Here is a 22,497-nt window from a genome sequence, read left to right on the forward strand (position 1 = left end):
GCCCGTCCGGCGGGGTTGTGCGGCCGGTTCGCCGATTTGCCCGGCTTTGAGACAATGAACGGGTGACTGTTGTAGCAACGCCTCCCGCCCCCAAGCTGGAACTCCCGCCCCTGAAGCTGGGACCCCTCACGGTGGACACCCCCGTGATCCTGGCTCCCATGGCGGGCATCACCAACTCCGCTTTTCGTCGTTTGTGCCGTGAATACGGTGGCGGCATGTATGTGGCGGAGATGGTCACCTCCCGCGCCCTCGTGGAGCGCACTCCCGAGTCGTTGCGCATCATCTCCCATGACGACGACGAAAAGGTCCGGTCGGTCCAGCTGTACGGCGTGGACCCGGTGACCGTGGGCCAGGCAGTGCGGATGCTGGTGGAGGAGGACCGGGCGGACCACATCGACCTGAACTTCGGCTGCCCCGTTCCCAAGGTCACGCGGCGCGGCGGCGGTTCGGCCCTGCCGTGGAAGATCGACCTGTTCACCTCGATTGTCCGGACGGCCGTCAAAGAGGCGTCCAAGGGCAACGTCCCGCTCACTATCAAGATGCGCAAGGGCATCGACGAGGACCACCTGACGTACCTCGACGCCGGCCGGATCGCCCGCGATGCCGGCGTCGCCGCCGTCGCACTCCACGGCCGCACGGCGGCGCAGTTCTATTCGGGCCAGGCAGACTGGTCCGCCATCGCACGGCTGCGTGAAGCACTGCCGGACATCCCGGTGCTGGGAAACGGCGATATCTGGTCCGCCGAGGACGCTGTGCGCATGGTCCGCGAAACCGGAGTGGACGGCGTGGTGATTGGCCGCGGGTGCCAGGGCCGCCCGTGGCTCTTTGGGGACCTGCAGGCCGCTTTCGAAGGCAGCGACGCCCGCCACAGGCCGAACCTGCGGCAGGTTGCGGAGGGCGTCTACCGGCACGCCGAACTCATGGTGGAGACCTTCGGCGACGAAGGCAAGGCACTACGTGAAATCCGCAAGCACATGGCCTGGTATTTCAAGGGCTACGTGGTGGGCGGGGAACTGCGGACCAGGCTGGCCCTGGTCACCAGCCTGCAGGTGCTGCGCGAAACGCTGGCCGAGCTGGATCAGGATTCCCCGTACCCCGGTGTGGACGCCGAAGGCCCCCGCGGCCGCGCCGGGTCGCCCAAGAAGCCTGCGCTGCCCAAGGACTGGCTGGATTCCCGGGCGCTCAACGCCGAGCAGTCCCAGGACATCGCCGCCGCGGAACTGGACGTGTCAGGTGGCTGAAACCCGGACGGCAGCACCCGTGCTGCCGGGCTACGAAGCCCACGACTCCGCCCGCTGGGTGGAGGAGCCGCCCAAGACCACGTACCGCTCCGACTTCGAACGGGACCGTGCACGGGTCCTGCACTCGTCCGCGCTGCGCCGGCTGGGCGCCAAGACGCAGGTTGTCGCCCCGGACACCGACGACTTCGTCCGGACCCGGCTCACGCACAGCCTTGAAGTGGCCCAGGTGGGCCGCGAACTGGGGCGGACGCTGGGCTGCGATCCCGACGTGGTGGACACCGCCTGCCTCAGCCACGACCTCGGCCACCCGCCGTTCGGACACAACGGCGAATCCGCGCTCAATGAGATGGCGCATGGAATCGGCGGATTCGAGGGCAACGCCCAGACCCTCCGGCTGCTGAGCCGGCTGGAGCCCAAGGTCCTGGCCGCCGACGGAACGCCGGCCGGGCTCAACCTCACCCGCGCCAGCCTCGACGCCGCCGCCAAGTATCCCTGGTCGGCGTTGAACGCCCCCGTGATCCACGGCCAGCGGACCAGCAAGTTCGGCGCCTACGAGGACGACCTGCCCATCTTCGACTGGCTGCGCGAAGGAGCACCGGAGCGCCGTTCGTGCCTCGAAGCGCAGGTCATGGATCTCGCGGACGACATCTCCTACTCGGTGCACGACGTCGAGGACGCCATCGTGGCAGGGCACTTCCAGCTGCGCTGGATGGACAACCCGGACCACCGCGCCCGCGTGGTGGGCTACGCCAAGCAGTGGTACCTGCCCCACAACGATCCCGCGGCGATCGACGCCGCCCTGGCCCGGCTCGAGGCGACGGACGTCTGGGTGCGCGAAGCCGACGGCAGCCGCAAGGCAATGGCCGCCCTGAAAGACATGACCAGCCAGCTGATCGGCAGGTTCTGCCAGAGCGCCCTGGAAACCACCCGCGCCGTCTACGGCCCCGAAAACCTGACCCGCTACAACGCCGAACTGATGGTGCCGGACGAAACCGTGATGGAAATCGCGGTGATGAAGGGCCTGGCCACCACCTTCGTGATGACCACAGAGCACCGCCAGCCCATCTACGAACGCCAGCGCGAGGTCCTGCACGCGCTCGTGACGGCGCTGAACGCCACCGGGGACCGCCACCTGGAGCCGATGTTCGCCGCTGACTGGCGGGACGCGCCCGACGACGGCGCCCGCCTTCGCGTCGTCATCGACCAGGTCGCTTCATTGACGGACGGTTCGGCGCTGGCCATGTACGAACGGCTGGTGGGCAGCCTGCCGTCGCTTTGGTAGCGGCTAGGATGGCTCTGTGGCTGGGCTGATTAAACGCGAAGATATTGACGAAGTACGCCAGCGCACGGATATCAAGGAAGTCGTTGACGGCTACGTGACGCTCAAGGGCGCCGGGCTGGGGTCGTACAAGGGCCTTTGCCCCTTCCACGACGAGCGCTCGCCGTCGTTCACCGTCCGCCCGCAGGTGGGCCGGTACCACTGCTTCGGCTGCGGCGAGGACGGCGACGTCATCGCCTTCGTCCAGAAACTGGACCACACCTCGTTCCATGAAGCCGTGGAAAAACTTGCCGCCCGGATCGGCTTTGAGCTGCGCTACGAGGACGGCGGCACGGGCCCCAACCGGGAAGACGTGGGCAAGCGCCAGCGGCTTCTGGACGCCCACAAAGTGGCTGACGAATTTTTCCGGGCACAGTTGCTGACTGCGGGCGCCGCCGAGGGCCGCAACTTCCTCCACGGCCGCGGCTTCGACCGCGCCGCAGCCGAGCAGTTCGGCGTGGGTTACGCCCCGCAGGGCTGGGATGCGCTCCTCAAACACCTCCGCGGGCGCGGCTACACCGATGCCGAGCTGAAGCTCACGGGCATGTTCTCGGAAGGCAACCGGGGGATCTACGACCGCTTCCGCGGCCGCCTGATCTGGCCCATCCGCGACATCGCGGGCGACACCATCGGCTTCGGCGCCCGGAAACTCTATGAGGACGACCAGGGCCCCAAATACCTCAACACCCCGGAGACAACGCTCTATAAGAAGTCCCAGGTGCTCTATGGCATCGACCTGGCGAAACGGAACATCGCCAAGGAGCGGCAGCTGGTGGTGGTGGAGGGCTACACCGACGTCATGGCCTGCCACCTGTCCGGCATCGCCACCGCCGTGGCCACCTGCGGCACCGCGTTCGGCGCCGACCACATCAAGATCGCCCGGCGGCTGCTGTCCGACGACGGCACCGGCGGAGAAGTCATCTTCACCTTCGACGGCGACGCCGCCGGCCAGAAAGCTGCCTTGCGCGCCTTCGAGGAGGACCAGCGCTTCGTGGCGCAGACCTACGTCGCGGTGGAGCCCACCGGCGCCGACCCCTGTGACCTGCGGCAGTCCCGGGGCGACTCCGCCGTGCGGGACCTGATCAGCAGCCGCCGTCCGCTGTTTGAATTCGCCATCAGGGCCACACTGAGGCGGCACAACCTGGACACCGTCGAAGGCCGCATTGCCGCCTTGCGGGAGTCCGCACCGGTCGTGGCCCAGATCCGGGACGCGGCAATCCGGCCCGGCTACGCCCGCGAACTCGCCGGCTGGCTCGGCATGGCTGTTGAGGAGGTCAGCCGCGCGGTGGCCGTCGCCGCCAAACGCGCTGCCCAGGGCGAAACGCCCACGGGCCAGGGCGGTGGGCAGCAGCGGACAGGCGCGGCTCCCGGCATTGCCGAGTTGCCGGCGTCGGGCGTTGTGCCGTCCTTCAACAGGCCGGACCCCAGGGACCCGGTGGCGTCCATGGAGCGGCAGGCGCTGGAGGTGGCCCTCCAGGAGCCCGCCATGCTCGCCGGAGGGATCTGGGACCGGTTTAGTGCGGCCGGGTTCAAGACCCCCGCCTACCAGGCCGTCCACGACGCCATGCGCGCCTCCGGGCCCGGCCTGACGGGTGATCCGGCGCGCTGGGTGGAGCAGGTCATGCAAGAGGTGCCGGAGCCTCTCCGGCCGCTGGTCTCTGAGCTTGCCGTGGTGCCGCTGCCGGCGAGCAACGCCGAAGGTGTGCTCAAGTACTGCCGTGACATCCTGGCCCGGCTCTTCGAACTGCAGATCACCAGGGTCAAGGCGGACAAGATGGGGCAGCTGCAGCGCCTGGACGGTTCAGCCCACCCAGAGGAGTTCCAGCGGCTGAACCGTGAGCTGATGATGCTGGAAATGGAGCGCCGCTCGCTCCGTTCCGATGCCTGAGCCCGGCCCGGCACGCAGGCCCGGGACTCCTTCGGATCCGCTCAATTCCGTTTCCCGATTTCACTTCCCAGCGGGGTCTTTGCTAGGCTAGTACCCGCTTCATTCCTCCTTAGCTCAATTGGCAGAGCATTCGACTGTTAATCGAAGGGTTGCTGGTTCAAGTCCAGCAGGAGGAGCGCGCAGTCCCCGTTCCGGGTCACCGGGGCGGGGACTTTTTTATACCCCGGCGGGGTATTTAGGCGTGCGCTGCCGCCCGATTTCACATTGGGGCAAAACCTTTGCTAATGTCATACCTGCTTCATTCCTCCTTAGCTCAATTGGCAGAGCATTCGACTGTTAATCGAAGGGTTGCTGGTTCAAGTCCAGCAGGAGGAGCGGACAGGCCCTGTGGCCGGCTAACAGCCGGCCGCAGGGCCTTTTTTATTGGGGCGCTAGACGAAGTCCATCTCCACTTGCAGGAAGCGCTCTGCCTCGGCTATGGCTTCGCGGAAGGCTTCGTCCTCGGTGGGGGACTTCCGTGGCTCGCGCGGGTGCCATTCATGCGGCGCTGAGTGCACCCTGGTAAAGCCGCCGTCCGGCGGCGCGTAGAAGATGCCAAACCGCTGCACAGGCCATTCAGGCGACGTTTCAGGTGCCACCAGGAGCGCGGCGTTGAAGGCAGGATTGAACCATTGGGCGATGGGGCGTCGCCGGTCTTCGGTGAACAGCCCGGCGGCGTACAGCGCTGCCGACTGCGGGCTTGTCTGACTGCACAGCCGTTCCCACCACAGGGGCAGGATGCCGCCGTCGCATCGCTGCCACGTGGCCGGAAGGGGTGGATGATGCTGCCAGTCGGGCACACAACAACTTTATCGCGCGGGCAATTGCCGGAACAGGGCCAAAGACCCTGTCGGGGCACACGGTGTCAGGGCCGGTTCCAGGGGCCCGGGTTGACCCGGTACAGCAGGGCCGAGCCGGCAACAGCACCCAGGATGATGCCCATGGCCGGGTTCCCCATGGCGCGTCCGGCGAAGTAGCCGGCGACGGCGCCGAGCACCGCGCCGAGGAACAGGCCCCTGCGGTTGCGGTGCGGTCTTCCGGTCATCAGTTCAGCCTAGCGGTAGCCTGCGCGGGCTCTCGTGGATGGAGGGTACCTCAGTGAATGGAGGGTACCTCAGTGAATGGAGGGTACTGTGCGCGGCCGGACGATCAGCCACAACACGGCAACGGCCAGCAGGATGCTGGTGGCCTGCACGCCTCCCATGACGGTTGCGGAGATGTCACCGAACCAGCCCACCACCGGGGAAACGATGCCCGCCATCATGAACGTTGCGGCACCCAGGAGCGACGCGGCGGTTCCCGCCTGCGCTCCGTGGGTGGACAGTGCCAGGACCTGAACGCAGGGGAACGTGAAGCCGGTGCCGAGGATATAGAACCAGAGCGGCACCATCACGCCCCAAAGTCCGAAGCCCAGTTGGTCGAAAATCACAATCAGGAGCGCCATCAGGAACATCCATGCCGTGGAACAGGCCAGGATCCACTGAGGCGGCACCCGTTTGATCACCCGGGAGCTGCTCTGCACGCCTGCCACGATGCCCAGCGAGTTGATGCCGAACAGCAAACCGTACTGCTGCGGCGTGAACCCGTATACATCCTGGAACAGGAACGGCGAAGCGGAGAGGTACGCGAACAGCCCGGCGAAGTTCATGCCGCCAAGCAACAGCAGGCCCACAAAGATCCGGTCCGAAAACAGGAGCTTGTAGCGCTGGGCGGCGGTGAGTCCGGACTTGCCCCGGAGTTCGCGGGGGAGTGTTTCGCGGACCAGGAGGATGGCGGCAATGATCACCAGGGTGCCGTAGCCGGCCAGGAAGTAGAAGATTCCCGGCCAGGGCATGATCAGCAGCAGCTGCGAGCCAATGACGGGAGCCAGGATCGGGGCCATCCCATTCACCAGCGCCATCCGGGAGAACATCCGCACCATGGCGTATCCGCTGAAGAGATCACGCACCATCGCCATGGCCACCACGCCGCCACCGGCCGCTCCGATGCCCATCAGCACCCGGAAGAGTCCCAGGCTTGCCAGGTCGGTGGAGAGTGCAGCGCCGAGCGAAGCTGTGATGTGCAGCGCAGTGGCAAGGATCAGGGGCAGCCTCCGGCCGAACTTGTCACTGAGCGGTCCGACGACCAGCTGGCCCAGGGCGAAGCCGACTGTTGTTCCGGTCAGCGTGAGCTGAACTTCCGCCTCGGACACCCCGAGACTGGCCTCAAGGGCAGGAAAGGCCGGAAGGTACAGATCGATCGTGAATGGCCCCAGGGCCGTCAGGGCACCGAGGAGCAGGATGTACAGGAGTTTCCGGCGGCGGCTCAGGGAGTCGCCCGGATTGGCGGGGATGCTCACAGGGAACCATCCTATGGCCCTTGGATCATACTTTTACAGCGTTGGAGGGCGCGCCACACGCTATTACCAGAAGGAGGGCCCGAACCTGAATGATAGTTTTGTCAGCGGGGAGTGTGTGAAGCCGCGCAGGCCCCCGGAATCCAGCGGAATCCGAATCAAAGATGGAACCAGTTAGGCGGGATCGATGAGCGGACGACACAGCGGCCGGAGCAAAGGCGGACTGAGTATTGCGGCGCTGCCCAAAACGCTGAGGCTGGTTGCCAAGCTGGCGCCACGGCAGCTCAACGACGAAATCGCCCTCGCAAAAATCGAGGTCAAGCGCAAAGGCATCCAGGTCGGGGTGGCGGCGGCGTTCTTCGCCGTCGCACTGCTGTTCGTTGCCTTCCTCGTCATCGGACTCATTGTTGCCGCGATCATGGGGCTTGCCACCATCATGCCCGCCTGGCTTGCGGCCCTTCTGGTGTGCGCCGTGTTCCTCGTTATCTCCGTCATCGGCGCACTGGTGGGACTGCGCAAGTTCAAGAAGGCCATGCCGCTGGTTCCCGAAGACACCATCCGCGGCCTCAAGCACGATCTCGGCATTGCGAAGCAGGGCTCGGAGTTCGATCCGGCCGTCCTCGACCCGTCCTCCGAGCAGGCCAAGGCAGCCAAGGAAGCGAAAGCTGCCCAGGAGAAGGCCGAGAAAGAGGCAAAGAAAGCGGCAAAGCCCGACCTTGGCCCTGCCCCCACAGAGGCCGAACTGCGGCGGCGCCTGGACCAGCGACGCCGCCACCTGACCGGCGTCCGCGACGAACTGGGCGAGGAACTCGACGTCAAGACGCAGGCTCAGGTCCTGCTGGACGCCACCCAGAAGCAGCTGAAGACCGGCAAGGAACGGGCCGGCCAGCAATTCGAGTCGCTGACGCGTTCTGCCTCCAATTTCCTGAACCGCGCCAATGAAGGGCAGTCCGGCGTTCGCTGGAAGCCTCTCGCAGCACTGGCCGCGTCCGCGGCGGTACTCGTCGTCCTGCTCCGGAGGCTCCTCAAGGGCTAATGGCGGGCCCACGGCGCCATCGCCGGGCCGGCACGCAAGGCGAAGGGCACCAAGCTGCGCCTCCCGAGAATCAGGCAGGCCGCAATCGTGGCCCGGGCGGCCGACGAGTAAGTGGAAGGAGGTTAGGGGTGAAATTCATCAACGCCGGCGCGCGTCAGGGCCAGGGGCACGTAGACAGCGACGCCGTCTTCACCATCCCCAACCTCCTCACTGTCCTCCGGTTCATGGGGGTGCCGCTGTTCATCTGGCTGGTCCTGTGGCAGAAGGAATATGCCGCCGCCACGCTGGTGCTGGTCATCATGGGCAGCACGGACTGGGTGGACGGGTACATCGCCCGCCGGTTCAACCAGACCTCCCGCCTCGGCCGGATCATGGACCCGGTGGCGGATCGCCTGGCCCTCATTGCCGTCGCCGTCACACTGGTCATTGCCGGCGTCGTGGAGTGGTGGTATCTGACCGCGCTGGTGGTCCCGGACGCCATCCTGCTGACCGCTTCGCTCTTCTACTTCCGCGGCCACCCGGACCTGCCCGTCAGCCGGATCGGAAAGATCCGCACGGCACTCCTCCTGGTCGGCACCCCGTTGCTGGTCCTGGCCAAACTGCCGATTCCGTTCACTGAGGCCTACTTCGTGGCGGCGTGGGTCTTCCTTGGATTGGGGCTGCTCGGCCACTGGGTGGCGGCCTACAACTATTTCCGGGCCATCGTCCGTAAGGGCAGACTCCTGGCCGCGGACCACGGCGGACGCGGCTGATGGTGGGGCTGGCCGTCTTCCTGGCCGTGCTCGGCGCCTTTTGCCTGGCATTCGGCGCGCAGCGCCAGGGAAGCGCCGTCAAGGCGGACACCGGCGGCCTTGCGCTCAGCTCCTATGGCTTCCTCCGCCTGCTCCGGAATCCCCGCTGGGTGTTCGGGCTGCTGCTGCTGTGTGCCGGCATGGCGATGAACGCCGTCGCCCTCGTGTCGGCGCCGCTCACGGTGGTGCAGCCGATCGGGGCCATTGCCCTGGTCATCACCACGATTGTCAATGCCAAGGATCAAGGGCTGAGCATCAACCGGGCCACCGTGGTGGCCATCTCCGCCTGCGTGACCGGTTCGGCGATGTTCGTGCTGCTGGCGGTGAACGTCACGCAGGAAAACCACCACGTGAGTTTCGACGACGAACTCACCATTGTTCTGCTGCTCGCGCTGGCTGTGGGCCTTTTCGGCACCCTGGCCCTGGTGTTCAAGCACCGGATGAGTGCGTTCATCTACATACTTGGGGCCGGCGTGCTTTTCGGCTTCGTTGCGGTGCTCACGCGCATCATCGGCAAGCACCTGCTCGACCCGAACGGGCTGGCACTGCTCAACGTGCAGTGGTATTCGGTGGTGGCAATCGTCGCCGCGGGTGGGCTGGGTTCATGGTTTGTCCAGTCGGCGTACTCCGGGGGGCCGCCGGACCTTGTCATCGCCGGGCTGACGGTCATCGACCCGATCGTGGGCATCGCCATCGGTATTGCAATCCTTGGCGAGCTCCGGCCCGATGTCCACGCCGTATTGGCAATTGCAATGGGGACGGCCGCTTCCCTTGCTATCGTGGGAGTAATCGCCCTCTCGCGGCACCACCCCGAAGTGACCAAGCGCAAGAAGGACGCGCGCAAGGCCGCGGGACGCGTGCCGTAGGGCGATCGATACCCAGACTTCACCAGAAGTCCCGGCGCGACAGCGCCGAGGGACAGCCGGCTCCCACAGCCACCGCTGACCGCCCCGTGACCACCAGGAGCTCTCCACGTGACCATGCCTGACAGCCAGCAACCTCTCACCATCCTGATTGCTGCGGACACCTACCCGCCCCACGTCAACGGTGCCGCCCAGTTTGGCTACCGGTTGGCCAAGGGCATGACCGCGCGGGGACACGACGTCCACGTGCTGGCCTGCCGGCCGGACAAGGGCAAGAGCTTCACCGAGTCCCGCGCCGAGGGCACTGTCCACCGGATACGTTCGCACTCCGTGCCCACGCACGAATACTTCCGCATCACCTTCCCTTGGGAAATCAAAAAGGAGATCAGCCTCCTGTTCGACCGCGTCAAGCCCGACGTGGTGCACATCCAGAGCCACTACATGATCGGTGAGCACGTTCTGTACGAGGCCGAACGGCGCGGCATTCGGATTGTGGCCACCAACCACTTCATGCCCGAGAACCTGAACCCTTTCCTGCCGTTTCCACAGTGGTTCAAGGACATCGTGGGACGCATCTCCTGGAAGGATATGGGCAAGGTGATGGGCCGGGCGGACGTCGTCACCACCCCAACACCCCTTGCGGCCAAGGCCATGCACCAGCACGCCTTCCTGCGTAAGGTGCTGCCGCTCTCCAACGGCATCGATTCAGCCGCCTATGAGCTCCGCGAGGACGAAGTCATCGAGCGGCACCCCTACCCCACAGTGCTGTTCGCCGGCCGCCTCGCCGAGGAGAAGCACGTCAACGTGCTCATCGATGCGGTCGCCAAGACTCCCGCGGAGCTCAACGTGCACCTGGAGGTTGTGGGCGGCGGAGAGGTGCGCGCAGCCCTCGAAGCCCAGGTATCCCGGCTCGGACTGGAATCCAGGGTGAAGTTCCTGGGCCTGGCCAGCGACGCGGAACTGCGCGAGGCGTACATCAAGGCGGACCTGTTCTGCATGCCGGGAACGGCCGAGCTCCAGTCCCTGGTCACCCTGGAGGCCATGTCCGCCTCAACCCCGGTCCTGCTGGCCGATGCGATGGCATTGCCACATCTGGTGCGCGACGGCGAAAACGGGTACCTGTTCACTCCGAACGACAGCGACGACATTGCCGCCAAGATCATGCGCGTGCTCGAGCTGCCGGCGGAGGATCTGGCCCAGATGGGCAAGGCCAGCCGGTGCATGGTGGAGCCCCACAGCATCCAGGGGACACTGCAGACGTTCGAGGACCTCTACTACGGCGCCAGCTACGACGACAAAGTGGTGTAACCCCGGCGTTCGGCCGGGCCCGGAGTGCCGGTGCACGAATCAGGCGATTACTATTGCTAGAGTGTTTTTGCCCCGGAACTGCCGAGGCTCCCGGCGGAGCCTGCAGTACGCGGGGTGCACGGGGCTATAGCTCAGCTGGTTAGAGCGCGGGACTCATAATCCTAAGGTCCTCGGTTCAAGTCCGAGTAGCCCTACATTCCAGCCCTGCCTCCCCGTCCACGCGGAGCCGGGAGCCTGTGCCACGGGAGCCGTGGCCGATGTTCAGACATCGGCCGCGGCTCTTTTTGTTTGCCGCCCTTCCTGTTTGCCCCCTTGCCCGGACCGTTCAAAGCCTTGCCCGGACCCTTCAAAGCCCTGTTTCGGCTTGCCCGTCCGGCCCCGCTGCGGTATGTTACTGGTGAGTAACTTATCACTGGCCCACAGACCGGGACCCTTGGTCGCTGCTGATCACACGTGAAGGAACAACATGTCCAAAGCTGCAATCGACATCAACAACCTGCCGTACGCCGACGGGGACTTCTTCGCCTTCGAGCAGCTGCTCAGCGGCAAGGAGCAGGACAGACTGGCCGAAGTCCGGGAGTTCCTGGCCCGCGAGGTCAAGCCCATCGCCGTCGACTGCTGGAACCGTGCCGAGTTTCCCATGGACCTGATTCCGAAGCTGGCCGAGATCGACCTCGTCAGTCCCGTGCGGCGCCAGGGCTACTCCAACCTCTTTGCCGGCATCCTGCACGCCGAGGCCACCCGCGCGGACACCTCCATCGCTACGTTCATGGGAGTCCACGACGGCCTCTTCACAGGGTCCATCGAAGCCCTCGCCTCACAGGAGCAGCAGGATGCCTGGCTGCCCGACATTTACTCGCTCAAGAAGATCGGCGCCTTTGGGCTGACCGAACCGCTGGGCGGGTCCGACGTCGCCGGCGGTACCCGCACCACTGCGCGGCGTGAGGGCGGCAACTGGATCCTGAACGGCGCCAAGCGCTGGATCGGGAACGCCACGTTCTCCGACTGGGTGGTCATCTACGCCAGGGACCTCGCCGACAGCCAGGTCAAGGGCTTCCTGGTGGACACCCGGACCGAGGGCTACAGCGCCACGAAGATCGAAAACAAGATCTCGCTGCGTACCGTGCAGAACGCCGACATCACGCTGGAGAACGTGGTGGTGCCGGACTTCTTCAAGCTGGCCAACGCCAACAGCTTCCGCGACACGAACAAGGTCCTGAAAGTCACCCGCCTCGCCGTTGCCTGGCAGGCCGTCGGCCAGCAGCTCGCGGCTTTCGATGTCGCCCGCCGCTACGCCGTGGAGCGCAGCCAGTTCGGCCGTCCGATTGCATCCTTCCAGCTGGTCCAGAACCAGCTGGTGCAGATCCTGGGCAACGCCGTCAGCTCCATGGGCATGATGGTCCGGCTCTCGCAGCTGGAGGATGCCGGCGAGGCCAAGGACGAACAATCCGCGCTCGCCAAGGCCTTCACGACGGCGCGGATGCGCGAAAGCGTGGCCATTGGCCGCAGCCTCCTCGGCGGCAACGGCATAGTGACGGACTTCGAGATGGCCAAGATCTTCTCCGACGCCGAGGCCATCTACTCCTATGAGGGCACCCACGAGATCAACACGCTGGTGACGGGGCGGGCAATTACGGGCATTTCCGCGATCGTGTAGCCGGCCCGGCGGCGGCCCTCATCCTCTTCCCGGCACGCCCGGCGGGAGCAGGATTGAGGGCCGCAGGTCCGTCACGAAGGACAACGGATTGACGTAGTCTTCGCCCCGGCGCACACCCCAGTGCACGCAGGGAATTGCGGCGCAGTGCCCCGGCAGGACTGTTCCGATCACGTCGCCCTTGGCCACCACGGCACCGGCCGAAAGGCTGCTCTGCACAGGTTCGAAACTGCTGCGCAGGCCGCCGCCGTGGTCGATGGTGATCACCGGCCGGTCCACCACCACCCCCACGAAGCTGACCGTTCCGGACTCCGGCGAGGTGACCGGGGCGCCGTCGCCCGCTGCCTGAAGGTCAACGCCGCGGTGCCCGCTCATCCACGGCTTGTCCGGGGGATCGAATGCGCGGAGCACGGCCGGCCTGGGTGTCAGCGGCCAGCTCCAGGGGCCGGGTGTGACGGCTGCGCCGGACGCCGGGGCGATGGCTGCGACGGACAGCAGGATGGCGGCCGGGATGGCTCGGGCTTTCATGTCTTCAGCCTGCTGCCCGGAAGCAGGGGCCGGAAGGGCCTTGCGCCGCTATGTGGACAAGGCCGGCGGCGGGTCCAAATGGTGCAATTCACCGGGGCCGCTGTAGTACACTTGACGGAGCAGTTTGCTGTGCCCTCAACGATGCCCGGCTGGCGGTTCAAGTCACTTTCTGGTCACTTGGTCCTGTTGACCGTTCTAGTCAGCACGTCTCATTCAGAGGTGTGGGGGAGCAGTGGCTGACTACGCGTATCCAGCCCTCCTCATAGGAAGCCCAAAACTTCCGGTGCGGAGGACTGTGCCTCCTGCGGTCCGTTCCATATGGCACGGATGGGAAGCGCAGCGGATGCCAGGAGCAGCGCCCGCCTGGGCGAAGCTAATCAACCGTCAACTATTGGCAGGGTAAGAGAGCCTTGGGTTCTCTCATGAATGACCTGCCGGAAGGAGCGTCGGCATGCCCGTCGTAACTATGCGCCAGCTGCTTGACAGCGGCGTCCACTTTGGACACCAGACCCGTCGTTGGAACCCGAAGATGAAGCGATTCATCTTCACGGAGCGCAACGGCATCTACATCATTGACCTGCAGCAGTCGCTGTCCTACATCGACCGTGCCTACGAGTTCGTGAAGGCCACCGTTGCACACGGCGGCACCGTTCTCTTCGTCGGCACCAAGAAGCAGGCGCAGGAATCCATCGCTGAGCAGGCCACCCGCGTTGGCCAGCCGTACGTCAACCAGCGTTGGCTCGGCGGTATGCTGACCAACTTCCAGACGGTCTCCAAGCGCATCCAGCGCATGAAGGAACTCGAAGAGATTGACTTCGACGACGTCGCCGGTTCCGCATACACCAAGAAGGAACTGCTGCTCCTTCGCCGCGAACTCACCAAGCTCGAGACCAACCTCGGCGGTATCCGCAACCTGACCAAGGCACCGTCCGTGCTCTGGATCGTGGACACCAAGAAGGAGCACCTCGCGGTTGACGAGGCCAAGAAGCTGAACATCCCGGTTGTTGCCATCCTCGACACCAACTGCGATCCCGACGAAGTCGACTTCCCGATCCCGGGCAACGACGACGCCATCCGCTCCGTGAACCTGCTGACCCGCGTTGTTGCCGACGCTGTTGCAGAGGGCCTGATCGCCCGCAACCAGCGCGCGACCGGCACCACCGAAGCTCCGGAAGAGCCGCTGGCTGAGTGGGAGCGCGAGCTCCTCGAAGGCAGCAAGGCCGAAGAAGCTCCGGCTGCTGCAGAGGCTCCGGCCGCTGCAGAAGCTCCCGCTGCTGCAGAGGAGGCCCCGGCGGCTGCCGAGGCCACCGAGCCCGCCGCCGGCGAAGCCGACGCTGCCAAGTAGGCAGACAAATAAATCTGGACCATCCCCGGCACTGTCCGCAGTGCCGGGGGTTTCTGACAGGATGGCCGCTCACTCCGTGAGCTGCCGTCCTGTCAGTCCGTACACCACACAAAATTTCTAGACAGAGGGGTTCACATGGCGAACTACACTGCCGCTGATATCAAGGCTCTGCGTGAGCGCACGGGCGCCGGCATGATGGATGTCAAGAAGGCTCTTGACGAAGCCAACGGTGACGCCGAAAAGGCCATCGAGATCATCCGCATCAAGGGCCTCAAGGGCGCTACCAAGCGTGAAGGCCGCTCCACCGCAGAAGGCCTGGTTGCTGCCAAGGTTGACGGCGGCGTCGGCGTAATGATCGAAGTCAACTGCGAGACCGACTTCGTGGCCAAGGCTGACAAGTTCATCCAGCTGGCCGACAAGGTCCTGGCCGTCGCAGTCGAGTCCGGCGCAGCCGACATCGAAACCCTGCTGGCCACCGAAGTTGACGGCAAGCCGCTGTCCGAGGTTGTCGTCGAAGAGGGCGCAATCCTGGGCGAAAAGGTTGTTGTCCGCCGTGTTGCCCGCATCGAGGGCGGCACCGTTGACGCGTACCTGCACAAGACCTCCAAGGACCTCCCGGCCCAGGTCGGCGTCCTGTTCGCCGTTGACGGCGAAGGCGAAGGTGCCGCAACCGCAGCTCACGACGTCGCCGTCCACGTTGCCGCCATGGCTCCGAACTACCTGACCCGTGAAGACGTTCCGGCTGAGCTGGTTGAGTCCGAGCGCCGCATCGCCGAGGAAACGGCCAAGGCCGAAGGCAAGCCCGAGGCAGCCATGACCAAGATCGTGGAAGGCCGTGTCACGGGCTTCTACAAGGGTGAGGTGCTGGTTGACCAGGCATTCGCCAAGGATGCCAAGAAGTCTGTGGCGCAGGTCCTCGAAGAGGCCGGCGTCAAGGCTACGAACTTCGCGCGTTTCCGCGTCGGTTCCTAGTTACACACGCAAAGGGGTGGTCACTTCGGTGGCCGCCCCTTTTGCATGCAACCGCAGCCTTCCGGGCTGCATGTACGGGCCGGGGAAATGACACCTTTGGCCATCCGGCACGATAACCTAGCTCAGAGCTCATTTACGGGAAGGCACCATGGAAACCGTCAACAATTCTGTCCAGTCAGAGAAGAGCCGGCGTCGCGTCCTCCTGAAACTTTCCGGCGAGGTCTTCGGTGGCGGAAAGCTGGGCGTGGACCCGGACACCGTCCGCGGGGTCGCCAAGCAGATCGCCGCAGCAGTTCCCGACGTCGAAGTGGCGATCGTGGTGGGTGGCGGCAATTTCTTCCGCGGCGCTGAGCTGTCCCAGAGCGGCATGGACCGCTCCCGTGCGGACTACATGGGCATGCTGGGCACCGTGATGAACTGCCTCGCTCTCCAGGATTTCCTGGAACAGGCAGGCGTTGAGACCCGCGTGCAGAGCGCCATCACCATGGGCCAGGTTGCCGAGGCATACATTCCCCGCCGCGCCATCCGCCACATGGAAAAGGGCCGCGTCGTTATCTTCGGCGCAGGCGCCGGGCTGCCGTACTTCTCCACCGACACCGTGGCCGCCCAGCGTGCGCTGGAAGTCCACGCCGACGTCGTGCTCATGGCCAAAAGCGGAGTCGACGGCGTCTACACCGCAGACCCGAAAAAGGACCCCAGTGCCGAAAAGCTGGACCGGCTCAGCTATGACGATGCCCTGCGCCGCGACATCCGCGTCATGGACCAGACAGCCATGACCATGTGCAAGGACAACAACCTCACCATGGTGGTGTTCGGCATGGAAGGCGAAGGCAACGTGACCCGGGCCATCCGCGGCGAGGACCTGGGCACCGTAGTCACCCCCTAGCAACAGCTAGGATGATTTGAGGAAGGTCTGCCCCCGAGGGACAGGCCGCAAAGACGGAACGAACCGTGCAAAGTTCCGGCCAGCCGGAATGCACCAATTTCTGAGGAGAGACCGTGATCGAAGAGACCTTGCTCGAAGCCGGGGACAAGATGGACAAGGCTGTCGAGGTAGCCAAGGAAGACTTCGCCTCGATCCGGACCGGCCGTGCCACGCCAGGGCTCTACAACCGGGTGCTCGTGGACTACTACGGCTCGCCCACCCCGCTGCAGCAGCTGGCATCGTTCGCCGTTCCGGACGCCCGCACCATCCTGATCACCCCGTTCGACAAGACCGCCCTGCGCGATATTGAACGTGCCCTCAGCGACTCCGAAGTGGGCGCCAACCCGTCCAACGACGGCAATGTCATCCGGATCACCATCCCCGAGCTGACCAAGGAACGCCGCAAGGAATACGTCAAGATCGTCAAGGCCAAGGGCGAGGACGCCAAGGTGTCCATCCGCAACATCCGCCGCAAGGCCAAGGAAACCCTGGACAAGCTGGTCAAGGACGGCGAAGCCGGCGAGGATGAAGGCTCACGCGGCGAGAAGGAACTCGACGCTATGACCAAAGCACACGTGGACGGCATCGACGATCTGCTGAAGCGCAAGGAAGCCGAGCTGCTCGAGGTCTGATGAATCAGGCAGAGCAGGGGCCCGGACCGGGGGTCCGGGCCCGGGGGAAGCAGCGCTCCAACCCGACACCGAAGGCCGGAAGAAACCTTCCCGCCGCCACCGCGGTGGGTCTCGCGATGCTTTTCGCCGTATTGGGGGGCCTCCTCTTCCTGCCGCTCGGATTTGTCCTGGTCACCACCACCTTCGCGGTGTTCGGCGTGTGGGAGATCTTCCGGGCGCTCGAGGTGAGCGGGACCCGGCTGCCCATCGTGCCAGTCATGGTGGGCACTGTGGGCATGCCGCTGGCGGCATACTTTGGCGGAGTCGAGAGCCTGCTGTTTGCGTTGCTTGCCAGCAGCGTTGCGGTGCTGCTGTGGCGCACCATTGAGAGCGCCGCCGGGTCCGCACGCAGTATCTTTGCCGGAGTCTTCACCTTGGCGTGGGTGCCCTTCTTCATCAGTTTCGCGATCCTGCCGCTGCATGCGGTGGGGAGCGCCACACCCGTGGGCCTCTGGCCCGGCGGAGTGATTCCCAACGGGGCGTGGCAGATCGCCACGATGCTCCTGCTGGTGGTCTCCAACGACACGTTCGGCTATCTTGTGGGGGCGTCCTTCGGGAAGAATCCCATGGCGCCGAAGATCAGCCCGAAGAAATCCTGGGAGGGCTTTGCCGGCTCGATCGCCGGGGCCATCGTCGTCGGCGTCCTGGCCTGCCTTTTCGTACTGGACAAGCCCTGGTGGGTCGGAGTCTTGCTCGCCGTGGGCATGGTGGCAGCGGCGACAACCGGGGACCTCGCCGAATCCATGGTGAAACGCGAACTTGGCATCAAGGACATGAGCAGCATCCTGCCCGGCCACGGCGGCGTCATGGACCGCCTGGATTCAATCGTCTTCGCCTCTCCGGCGGCGTTTATCCTGTTCACAGCCGTTTCGGGAGCCTGAGGCGTCCTGTCTGGCAACCGCTCTGCGCCGTAGACTGGTGCGGAGCATGAACAGCTGAACAGCATGAAGGAAGCAAAAAGTGACAGTGGACATTCAACGGCAGATACCTGCGTCATTTGACCGCGTGCAGCGGAACGAATACGGCTACAACGCCAAGCAGGTGGACCAGTTCCTGCAGCGCGCACGGGTATCCTTCGAGAACCCGCATGCTGCCGCCGAGGCCATCAAGAGTGCCGACGTCCGGGCAGTCTCTTTTGATCCGGTCAAAGGCGGCTACGCGGCTGCCGGCGTAGACGCCGCGCTGGACCGTCTCGAGGACGCTTTTGCGCGGCGCGAACGGGACGACCTCATCGCCGCCCGCGGCGAGGACGCGTGGCTCCGCGAGATCGGCAAACTGTCCGGCCTCCTCCGCGGACGGCTCCACCGGACCGACGGCGACCGGTTCCGCCGGCCCGCCGGCACCCGCGGGCGCAGCTACAACACGGTGGACGTGGACAACCTGTGCCACGACCTCATCGGCTACCTCGAGCACGACCAGCCGCTGAGCGTGGACAACGTCCGCCGTGCGGTCTTCCGCCAGGCCAAGGGCAAGGACGGCTACGAGGAAACTCAGGTGGATGCCTTCCTGGACCGTGTGGTTGAGCTCATGGCCGCCATCGACTGAACGGTGGTTACGGACGGCCTGACGCCGCCGCTTAGCGTTCGGTCGCCAGCGGCCGTTCCGGCGTGTGGAGCCTAGTCATCACCCTGGTCAGGGTCCGCGGCACACGGGCCTTCGTGGCACGGGACACCAGGATCATCACAGCGAATGCTGCCGGCACGGTCCAGGCGGCCGGCTGGGCCAGCCAGGCCGGAGTGGCCGTGCCCGACCCGGACACGGCTCCGGCCACCATAGCCCCGCCGCAGAGGACCCCGCCGGTCGCCATGCCGGCAATCGCTCCCGCGTCGGTGAGGCCGCGCCACCAGATCCCCAGCAGCAGTGCGGGGCAGATCGTCGAAGCGGTGAACGCGAAAACCAGGCCCACGCTGCCGGCCAGTGCCAGCGAGTCGGTTGTGAAGGCGAAGCCGAGCGGCACGGTTGCTGAAATCAGTGCCGCCAGCCGGAAGCCCCGGACACTTCCGCCCAGCACGTCCTGGCTGATGACGCCGGCGAGGGACACCACCAGGCCCGACGTGGTGGACAGGAACGCCGCGAAGGCACCCGCCACCACGAGGGCGGAGAGCATGTCGCCGGCCGGCCCGCCGACCAGCCTGCCGGGCAACAGGAGGACCAGGGCATCCGCCCTGCCGCCCTCCGCCAGGCCGGGAGCGAACATCCGTCCCGCCAACCCGTACGCCGTGGGGAACAGATAGAAAACGGAAAGCAGTCCCAGAACGATCAGCGTGGTGCGGCGCGCTGAATGCCCATCGGGGTTGGTGTAGAACCGCACCAGGACATGCGGCAGCCCAAGGGTGCCGAAGAGCAGGGCAACCAACAACGAGATGTTTTGGTAAGGGCCGGACGGGGCAAGGCCGGTGGGATTGGCATTGGCTTCGGCGATTGCCGGAGTCCCGTTGCCGGCGAGGACCAGGGCGATAAACACGATCGGTACCGCCAGCGCAGTCAGCTTCAGCCAGTACTGGAAAGCCTGCACAAAGGTGATGGAGCGCATTCCGCCGGCAACCACGGTGAGGCACACCACGATGACCACCGCCACCGATCCCACCCAGGACGGCAGGCCCGTGGTGATCCGAATGGTCAGGGCGGCGCCGTGGAGCTGCGGCACAATGTACAGCCAGCCCACCACCACAACCACGAGGCTGGTGACGCGGCGGACCCGGCGCGAATCCAGGCGTACTTCGGTGAAATCCGGAATCGTATAGGCACCGGAGCGCCGTAGCGGGGCGGCAACGAAGAGCAGCAGCATGAGGTATCCGGCGGTGTAGCCGATGGGAAACCAGAGCGCGTCGGTGCCGGAGAGCAGGATCAGTCCGGCCACGCCCAGGAAGCTGGCCGCAGAGAGGTATTCGCCGCCGATCGCGGACGCATTCCACCAGGGCCTGACTGTCCGGGACGCCACGTAGAAGTCGCCGGTGGTACGGGAAATGCGCAAGCCGTAAAACCCGATGACGGCCGTGGCCACGGACACGGCAACGAAGGCCGAGATGGCCACTACCGGGTTCAAGGCCGCCTCACCGTTCCTCCGCCAGGTCCCGATACCGGGCCTCGTTGCGGGCCGCCGTCCGGATGTACAGCCAGGCACTGAGGCCGATCACGGGGTAGATGCCGGCGCCCAGCAGGAGCCAGCCGAAGGGGATGCCAGCGATTTTCGATTCCGCCAGCCCGGGAACCAGCCCCAGCAGAACAGGAAAGGCAAACAGGATCAGCAGGAAGCATGCGGCCACTACCAGCGCGAGCCGCAGCTGGGAGCGGATCAGGGACCGGACGAACACCTGCCCCACTTCGGATTCCTCGGCGGCCTCGCGGGAATCCACCACCGGCCTCGCGGCGGACCGCGGGGCCGTCACCCGGACGCGCGTCATGCCTGCGGCCGGATCCGGGTGGTTTCGAGCTTCTCCCGTACCGAGGGAAGGTGCCGGCGGCTAATGGGCAGCTCGGCTCCCGCCACGGTGACGCTCGGTCGGGCGGCGGCCAGCTTCATGTGGCTGACATGGTTGAGGGCGATCAGGTAGGAGCGGTGCGTGCGGAGGAATCCTGCCTCGGCCCACTGCTGCTCCAGATCGGCCAGGGGAACACGGATCAGGAAGCTGGCATCGGCGGTGTGCAGCCGGGCGTAGTCGCCCTGGGCCTGGACATACGTGACGTCGTCGCGCCGGATCATCCGGGTGGTGCCGCCCAGGTCCACGGTGATCATCTCCGGCGCAGTGGCCCCGTCCTTCATGAGCTCGCTGATGCGGCCAACGGATCGGGCCAGGCGTTCAGCGCGCACGGGTTTCAGCAGGTAGTCGACGGCGGCAAGCTCGAAGGCTTCCAGCGCGCATTCCTCGTCGGCCGTGACAAAAACCACCGCCGGCGGATTGCTGCTGCGTGAGATGGCGCGGGCGATGTCCAGGCCCGACAGTGCCGGCATGTGGATGTCGAGGAACACGGCGTCCACGGCTTCGGCGTCCAGCACCCGGAGGGCTTCGGCCCCGGACGAGGCCCGGTGCACCGCGCCGATCCTGTCATCCCGCCCAAGCAGGAAAGCGAGCTCCTCGACGGCGGGGAGTTCGTCGTCGGCGACGAGGACGTTGATCATGCTTCTAGATTATCCCGGCGGCCCGCATCCCGCGGTGTTGTCGGCCAGAATCCCGGTGTCCAGTCGGCTGGTGGTCCGGTGGCCCGCCGTCAGGCATCGTGGCTGGGCTGCGACTTGGGCACCCGCATGGTGATCAGCGTGCCCTCGCCGGGAGCCGTTTCGATGACCAGGCCGTTGTCCTCGCCGTAGACCTGGCGGAGCCGGGCGTCGACGTTGCGCAGTCCCACATGGTCTCCGTCGCTGTGCCCGGCAAGCACGGACCGCAGCTGTTCCGGATCCATCCCCACGCCGTCGTCCTCGATGGTGACTTCGGCGAAGGCGCCGGAGTCATTCGCCGCAATGGTGATGTGCCCGGGACCCTCTTTGGCCTCCAGGCCATGCCGGACGGCATTTTCGACCAGCGGCTGCAGGCTGAGGAACGGGATTACGGTGCTAAGCACTTCCGGTGCGATCCGCAGGCTGACCTGCACGCGGTCGCCGAACCTCGCCCGTTCAAGCAGCAGGTACCGGTCGATGCAGCGGAGCTCTTCAGCGAGGGTGGTGAAGTCCCCGTGCCGGCGGAAGGAGTACCGGGTGAAGTCCGCAAATTCGACCACAAGCTCACGGGCCCGCACCGGATCCGTGTTGATGAAGGACGCAATGGCGTTGAGGGAGTTGTAGATGAAGTGCGGGCTGATCTGGGCGCGGAGTGCCCGGACCTCGGCTTCCATCAGGAGAGTCCGTGAGGCGTCGAGTTCGGCGAGTTCAACCTGGGCCGCCACCCAGTCGGCCACTTCGCCGGTGGCCCTGACCAGTCCGGCCCCAGCGGACGGTGCGAAGGCGGCCACTACCCCCACCACCCGTGCGCCGGCCTTGATCGGGGCGATGACGGCAGCGCGCTCCAGGTCAGGAGTGATGAGCCCGGAGGCTGTATCGCCGGCGAGCATCTGCAGCTCGCCGGCCGGGATCACGGCGGTGTGGCCGCTCTCGAGGACCCGGGCCGCGAGCCCCATGAGCGCCGGCCTGAGTTCCTCGGCCGCGCCGTCCCAGGCGAGCACCCCGGACGTGTCGGTGATGGCGAAGGCATCGGAGCCCAGGAGCGTGCGCAGCTGCCGGCTGGCTTTGGCCGCGCCGGCGGGGTTCAGCCCCGTGCGCAGGTGCTGTCCGGCCCGGGACGCGGCGTGCAGTGTCCGGTACGTTGCGCGCTCGGCATCGGTGCCCAGTTCGCGGAAGGAGCGCAGGACTTTGAGGCCCACGGCGACGACGACGGCGATCGCCATCGCGATGACGGCGAGGGCCGCAGCGGTGAACAAGGGGGAGTCCGGCATGTTGCCCAGCGTAGCGGCGGGTGCCGTTTGGCGCAGCATCAGGACCGCTGAGCGACGGCCAGCGGACTTCTCTGGAATGTAGGCAAGTCACGCGTCAGAGTGATTGCAGTCACACTGGCCGGAAGCTGTGTCCAGAGGATCAGGAAGCCGGTGTGC

At 65.8% G+C, this 22,497-nt stretch carries 22 protein-coding genes and 3 tRNA genes; 17 read left to right on the forward strand and 8 right to left on the reverse strand.

Going from position 1 to position 22,497, the window contains the following annotated elements; genetic code table 11:
* The first annotated feature begins 62 nt into the window (after positions 1-62).
* The 5 genes from dusB to FCN77_RS07725 all read left to right on the forward strand — a co-directional run bounded on the left by dusB (position 63) and on the right by FCN77_RS07725 (position 4,822).
* Positions 63-1,241, forward strand: coding sequence for a tRNA dihydrouridine synthase DusB (gene dusB / locus FCN77_RS07705; RefSeq protein WP_137321798.1), 1,179 nt, complete (start codon positions 63-65; stop codon positions 1,239-1,241).
* Positions 1,234-2,523: a deoxyguanosinetriphosphate triphosphohydrolase gene (locus FCN77_RS07710; RefSeq protein ID WP_137321799.1), complete on the forward strand. Its 1,290-nt coding sequence runs from the start codon at positions 1,234-1,236 to the stop codon at positions 2,521-2,523. Before dusB ends, FCN77_RS07710 begins: the two co-directional genes overlap by 8 nt.
* 16 nt (positions 2,524-2,539) lie before the next feature.
* Entirely contained in the window at positions 2,540-4,447 is a 1,908-nt protein-coding gene (gene dnaG / locus FCN77_RS07715; protein ID WP_137321800.1) for a DNA primase, read from the forward strand.
* 103 nt (positions 4,448-4,550) lie between these two features.
* A tRNA-Asn gene (locus FCN77_RS07720) sits at positions 4,551-4,623 on the forward strand.
* Positions 4,624-4,749: 126 nt separating this feature from the next.
* Positions 4,750-4,822: transfer RNA gene (locus tag FCN77_RS07725), tRNA-Asn, on the forward strand.
* Positions 4,823-4,878: 56 nt separating this feature from the next.
* Here FCN77_RS07725 and FCN77_RS07730 read toward each other — a convergent pair.
* The 3 genes from FCN77_RS07730 to FCN77_RS07740 all read right to left on the reverse strand — a co-directional run bounded on the left by FCN77_RS07730 (position 4,879) and on the right by FCN77_RS07740 (position 6,824).
* Positions 4,879-5,286, reverse strand: a complete 408-nt coding sequence (locus FCN77_RS07730; RefSeq protein ID WP_137321801.1) for a hypothetical protein — start codon at positions 5,284-5,286, stop codon at positions 4,879-4,881.
* Between the two features lie 65 nt (positions 5,287-5,351).
* The gene (locus FCN77_RS07735; RefSeq protein ID WP_137321802.1) at positions 5,352-5,531 is read right to left on the reverse strand and encodes a hypothetical protein; all 180 of its coding nucleotides are present in this window, start codon (positions 5,529-5,531) and stop codon (positions 5,352-5,354) included.
* Between the two features lie 69 nt (positions 5,532-5,600).
* Positions 5,601-6,824, reverse strand: coding sequence for a multidrug effflux MFS transporter (locus tag FCN77_RS07740; protein ID WP_137321803.1), 1,224 nt, complete (start codon positions 6,822-6,824; stop codon positions 5,601-5,603).
* A gap of 184 nt (positions 6,825-7,008) precedes the next feature.
* On the opposite strand from FCN77_RS07740, the gene FCN77_RS07745 reads away from it, so the two are divergent.
* From FCN77_RS07745 to FCN77_RS07770, 6 genes are all read left to right on the forward strand, one after another.
* Complete coding sequence (locus FCN77_RS07745) at positions 7,009-7,857, forward strand: phage holin family protein (RefSeq protein ID WP_137321804.1); 849 nt, start codon at positions 7,009-7,011, stop codon at positions 7,855-7,857.
* Positions 7,858-7,985: 128 nt separating this feature from the next.
* Positions 7,986-8,609, forward strand: a complete 624-nt coding sequence (locus FCN77_RS07750) for a CDP-alcohol phosphatidyltransferase family protein (RefSeq protein WP_137321805.1) — start codon at positions 7,986-7,988, stop codon at positions 8,607-8,609.
* Complete coding sequence (locus tag FCN77_RS07755) at positions 8,609-9,514, forward strand: DMT family transporter (RefSeq protein WP_137321806.1); 906 nt, start codon at positions 8,609-8,611, stop codon at positions 9,512-9,514. The genes FCN77_RS07750 and FCN77_RS07755 overlap by 1 nt, the downstream gene beginning before the upstream one ends.
* Before the next feature lie 108 nt (positions 9,515-9,622).
* Positions 9,623-10,819: a glycosyltransferase gene (locus tag FCN77_RS07760; RefSeq protein WP_137321807.1), complete on the forward strand. Its 1,197-nt coding sequence runs from the start codon at positions 9,623-9,625 to the stop codon at positions 10,817-10,819.
* 120 nt (positions 10,820-10,939) lie between these two features.
* Positions 10,940-11,013 (forward strand) — tRNA-Ile (locus tag FCN77_RS07765).
* Positions 11,014-11,285: 272 nt separating this feature from the next.
* Positions 11,286-12,476 (forward strand): acyl-CoA dehydrogenase family protein, encoded by a 1,191-nt coding sequence (locus FCN77_RS07770; RefSeq protein ID WP_137321808.1) that lies wholly within the window; start codon positions 11,286-11,288, stop codon positions 12,474-12,476.
* Between the two features lie 18 nt (positions 12,477-12,494).
* Here FCN77_RS07770 and FCN77_RS07775 read toward each other — a convergent pair whose 3' ends face one another.
* On the reverse strand, positions 12,495-13,001 hold the full coding sequence (locus tag FCN77_RS07775; protein WP_137321809.1) for a M23 family metallopeptidase: 507 nt from the start codon (positions 12,999-13,001) through the stop codon (positions 12,495-12,497).
* A gap of 451 nt (positions 13,002-13,452) precedes the next feature.
* On the opposite strand from FCN77_RS07775, the gene rpsB reads away from it, so the two are divergent.
* The 6 genes from rpsB (at position 13,453) to FCN77_RS07805 (ending at position 18,459) form a co-directional block, all read left to right on the forward strand.
* Positions 13,453-14,346, forward strand: coding sequence for a 30S ribosomal protein S2 (gene rpsB / locus FCN77_RS07780; protein WP_137321810.1), 894 nt, complete (start codon positions 13,453-13,455; stop codon positions 14,344-14,346).
* A 135-nt stretch (positions 14,347-14,481) separates the two neighbouring features.
* Positions 14,482-15,318 carry a translation elongation factor Ts gene (tsf, locus tag FCN77_RS07785; RefSeq protein WP_137321811.1) on the forward strand — a complete coding sequence of 279 codons (837 nt, stop codon included), beginning with the start codon at positions 14,482-14,484 and terminating at the stop codon, positions 15,316-15,318.
* 148 nt (positions 15,319-15,466) lie between these two features.
* Positions 15,467-16,204, forward strand: coding sequence for a UMP kinase (gene pyrH, locus FCN77_RS07790; RefSeq protein WP_137321812.1), 738 nt, complete (start codon positions 15,467-15,469; stop codon positions 16,202-16,204).
* A gap of 113 nt (positions 16,205-16,317) precedes the next feature.
* Complete coding sequence (frr, locus tag FCN77_RS07795; protein WP_137321813.1) at positions 16,318-16,875, forward strand: ribosome recycling factor; 558 nt, start codon at positions 16,318-16,320, stop codon at positions 16,873-16,875.
* Positions 16,875-17,795, forward strand: coding sequence for a phosphatidate cytidylyltransferase (locus FCN77_RS07800; RefSeq protein WP_137321814.1), 921 nt, complete (start codon positions 16,875-16,877; stop codon positions 17,793-17,795). Before frr ends, FCN77_RS07800 begins: the two co-directional genes overlap by 1 nt.
* 79 nt (positions 17,796-17,874) lie before the next feature.
* Positions 17,875-18,459 (forward strand): DivIVA domain-containing protein, encoded by a 585-nt coding sequence (locus tag FCN77_RS07805; RefSeq protein ID WP_137321815.1) that lies wholly within the window; start codon positions 17,875-17,877, stop codon positions 18,457-18,459.
* Positions 18,460-18,490: 31 nt separating this feature from the next.
* On the opposite strand, the gene FCN77_RS07810 is transcribed toward FCN77_RS07805, so the two are convergent.
* The 4 genes from FCN77_RS07810 to FCN77_RS07825 form a co-directional block, all read right to left on the reverse strand.
* Entirely contained in the window at positions 18,491-19,960 is a 1,470-nt protein-coding gene (locus tag FCN77_RS07810; RefSeq protein ID WP_137321816.1) for a cation acetate symporter, read from the reverse strand.
* A gap of 7 nt (positions 19,961-19,967) precedes the next feature.
* Positions 19,968-20,318 carry a DUF485 domain-containing protein gene (locus FCN77_RS07815; protein WP_137321817.1) on the reverse strand — a complete coding sequence of 117 codons (351 nt, stop codon included), beginning with the start codon at positions 20,316-20,318 and terminating at the stop codon, positions 19,968-19,970.
* On the reverse strand, positions 20,315-21,034 hold the full coding sequence (locus FCN77_RS07820) for a LytTR family DNA-binding domain-containing protein (RefSeq protein WP_137321818.1): 720 nt from the start codon (positions 21,032-21,034) through the stop codon (positions 20,315-20,317). Before FCN77_RS07820 ends, FCN77_RS07815 begins: the two co-directional genes overlap by 4 nt.
* Positions 21,035-21,123: 89 nt before the next feature.
* Positions 21,124-22,341 (reverse strand): sensor histidine kinase, encoded by a 1,218-nt coding sequence (locus FCN77_RS07825; RefSeq protein WP_137321819.1) that lies wholly within the window; start codon positions 22,339-22,341, stop codon positions 21,124-21,126.
* Between the last annotated feature and the right edge of the window lie 156 nt (positions 22,342-22,497).

It is taken from the genome of Arthrobacter sp. 24S4-2, assembly GCF_005280255.1.
GTDB lineage: Bacteria > Actinomycetota > Actinomycetes > Actinomycetales > Micrococcaceae > Arthrobacter.

Coding starts and splice junctions, on each gene's coding strand:
- FCN77_RS07735 (WP_137321802.1), bottom strand. CDS start 5,531: ATGACCGGAAGACCGCACCGCAACCGCAGGGGCCTGTTCCTCGGCGCG.
- FCN77_RS07745 (WP_137321804.1), top strand. CDS start 7,009: ATGAGCGGACGACACAGCGGCCGGAGCAAAGGCGGACTGAGTATTGCG.
- FCN77_RS07755 (WP_137321806.1), top strand. CDS start 8,609: ATGGTGGGGCTGGCCGTCTTCCTGGCCGTGCTCGGCGCCTTTTGCCTG.
- FCN77_RS07770 (WP_137321808.1), top strand. CDS start 11,286: ATGTCCAAAGCTGCAATCGACATCAACAACCTGCCGTACGCCGACGGG.
- FCN77_RS07775 (WP_137321809.1), bottom strand. CDS start 13,001: ATGAAAGCCCGAGCCATCCCGGCCGCCATCCTGCTGTCCGTCGCAGCC.
- rpsB (WP_137321810.1), top strand. CDS start 13,453: ATGCCCGTCGTAACTATGCGCCAGCTGCTTGACAGCGGCGTCCACTTT.
- tsf (WP_137321811.1), top strand. CDS start 14,482: ATGGCGAACTACACTGCCGCTGATATCAAGGCTCTGCGTGAGCGCACG.
- pyrH (WP_137321812.1), top strand. CDS start 15,467: ATGGAAACCGTCAACAATTCTGTCCAGTCAGAGAAGAGCCGGCGTCGC.
- FCN77_RS07800 (WP_137321814.1), top strand. CDS start 16,875: ATGAATCAGGCAGAGCAGGGGCCCGGACCGGGGGTCCGGGCCCGGGGG.
- FCN77_RS07815 (WP_137321817.1), bottom strand. CDS start 20,318: ATGACGCGCGTCCGGGTGACGGCCCCGCGGTCCGCCGCGAGGCCGGTG.
- FCN77_RS07820 (WP_137321818.1), bottom strand. CDS start 21,034: ATGATCAACGTCCTCGTCGCCGACGACGAACTCCCCGCCGTCGAGGAG.
- FCN77_RS07825 (WP_137321819.1), bottom strand. CDS start 22,341: ATGCCGGACTCCCCCTTGTTCACCGCTGCGGCCCTCGCCGTCATCGCG.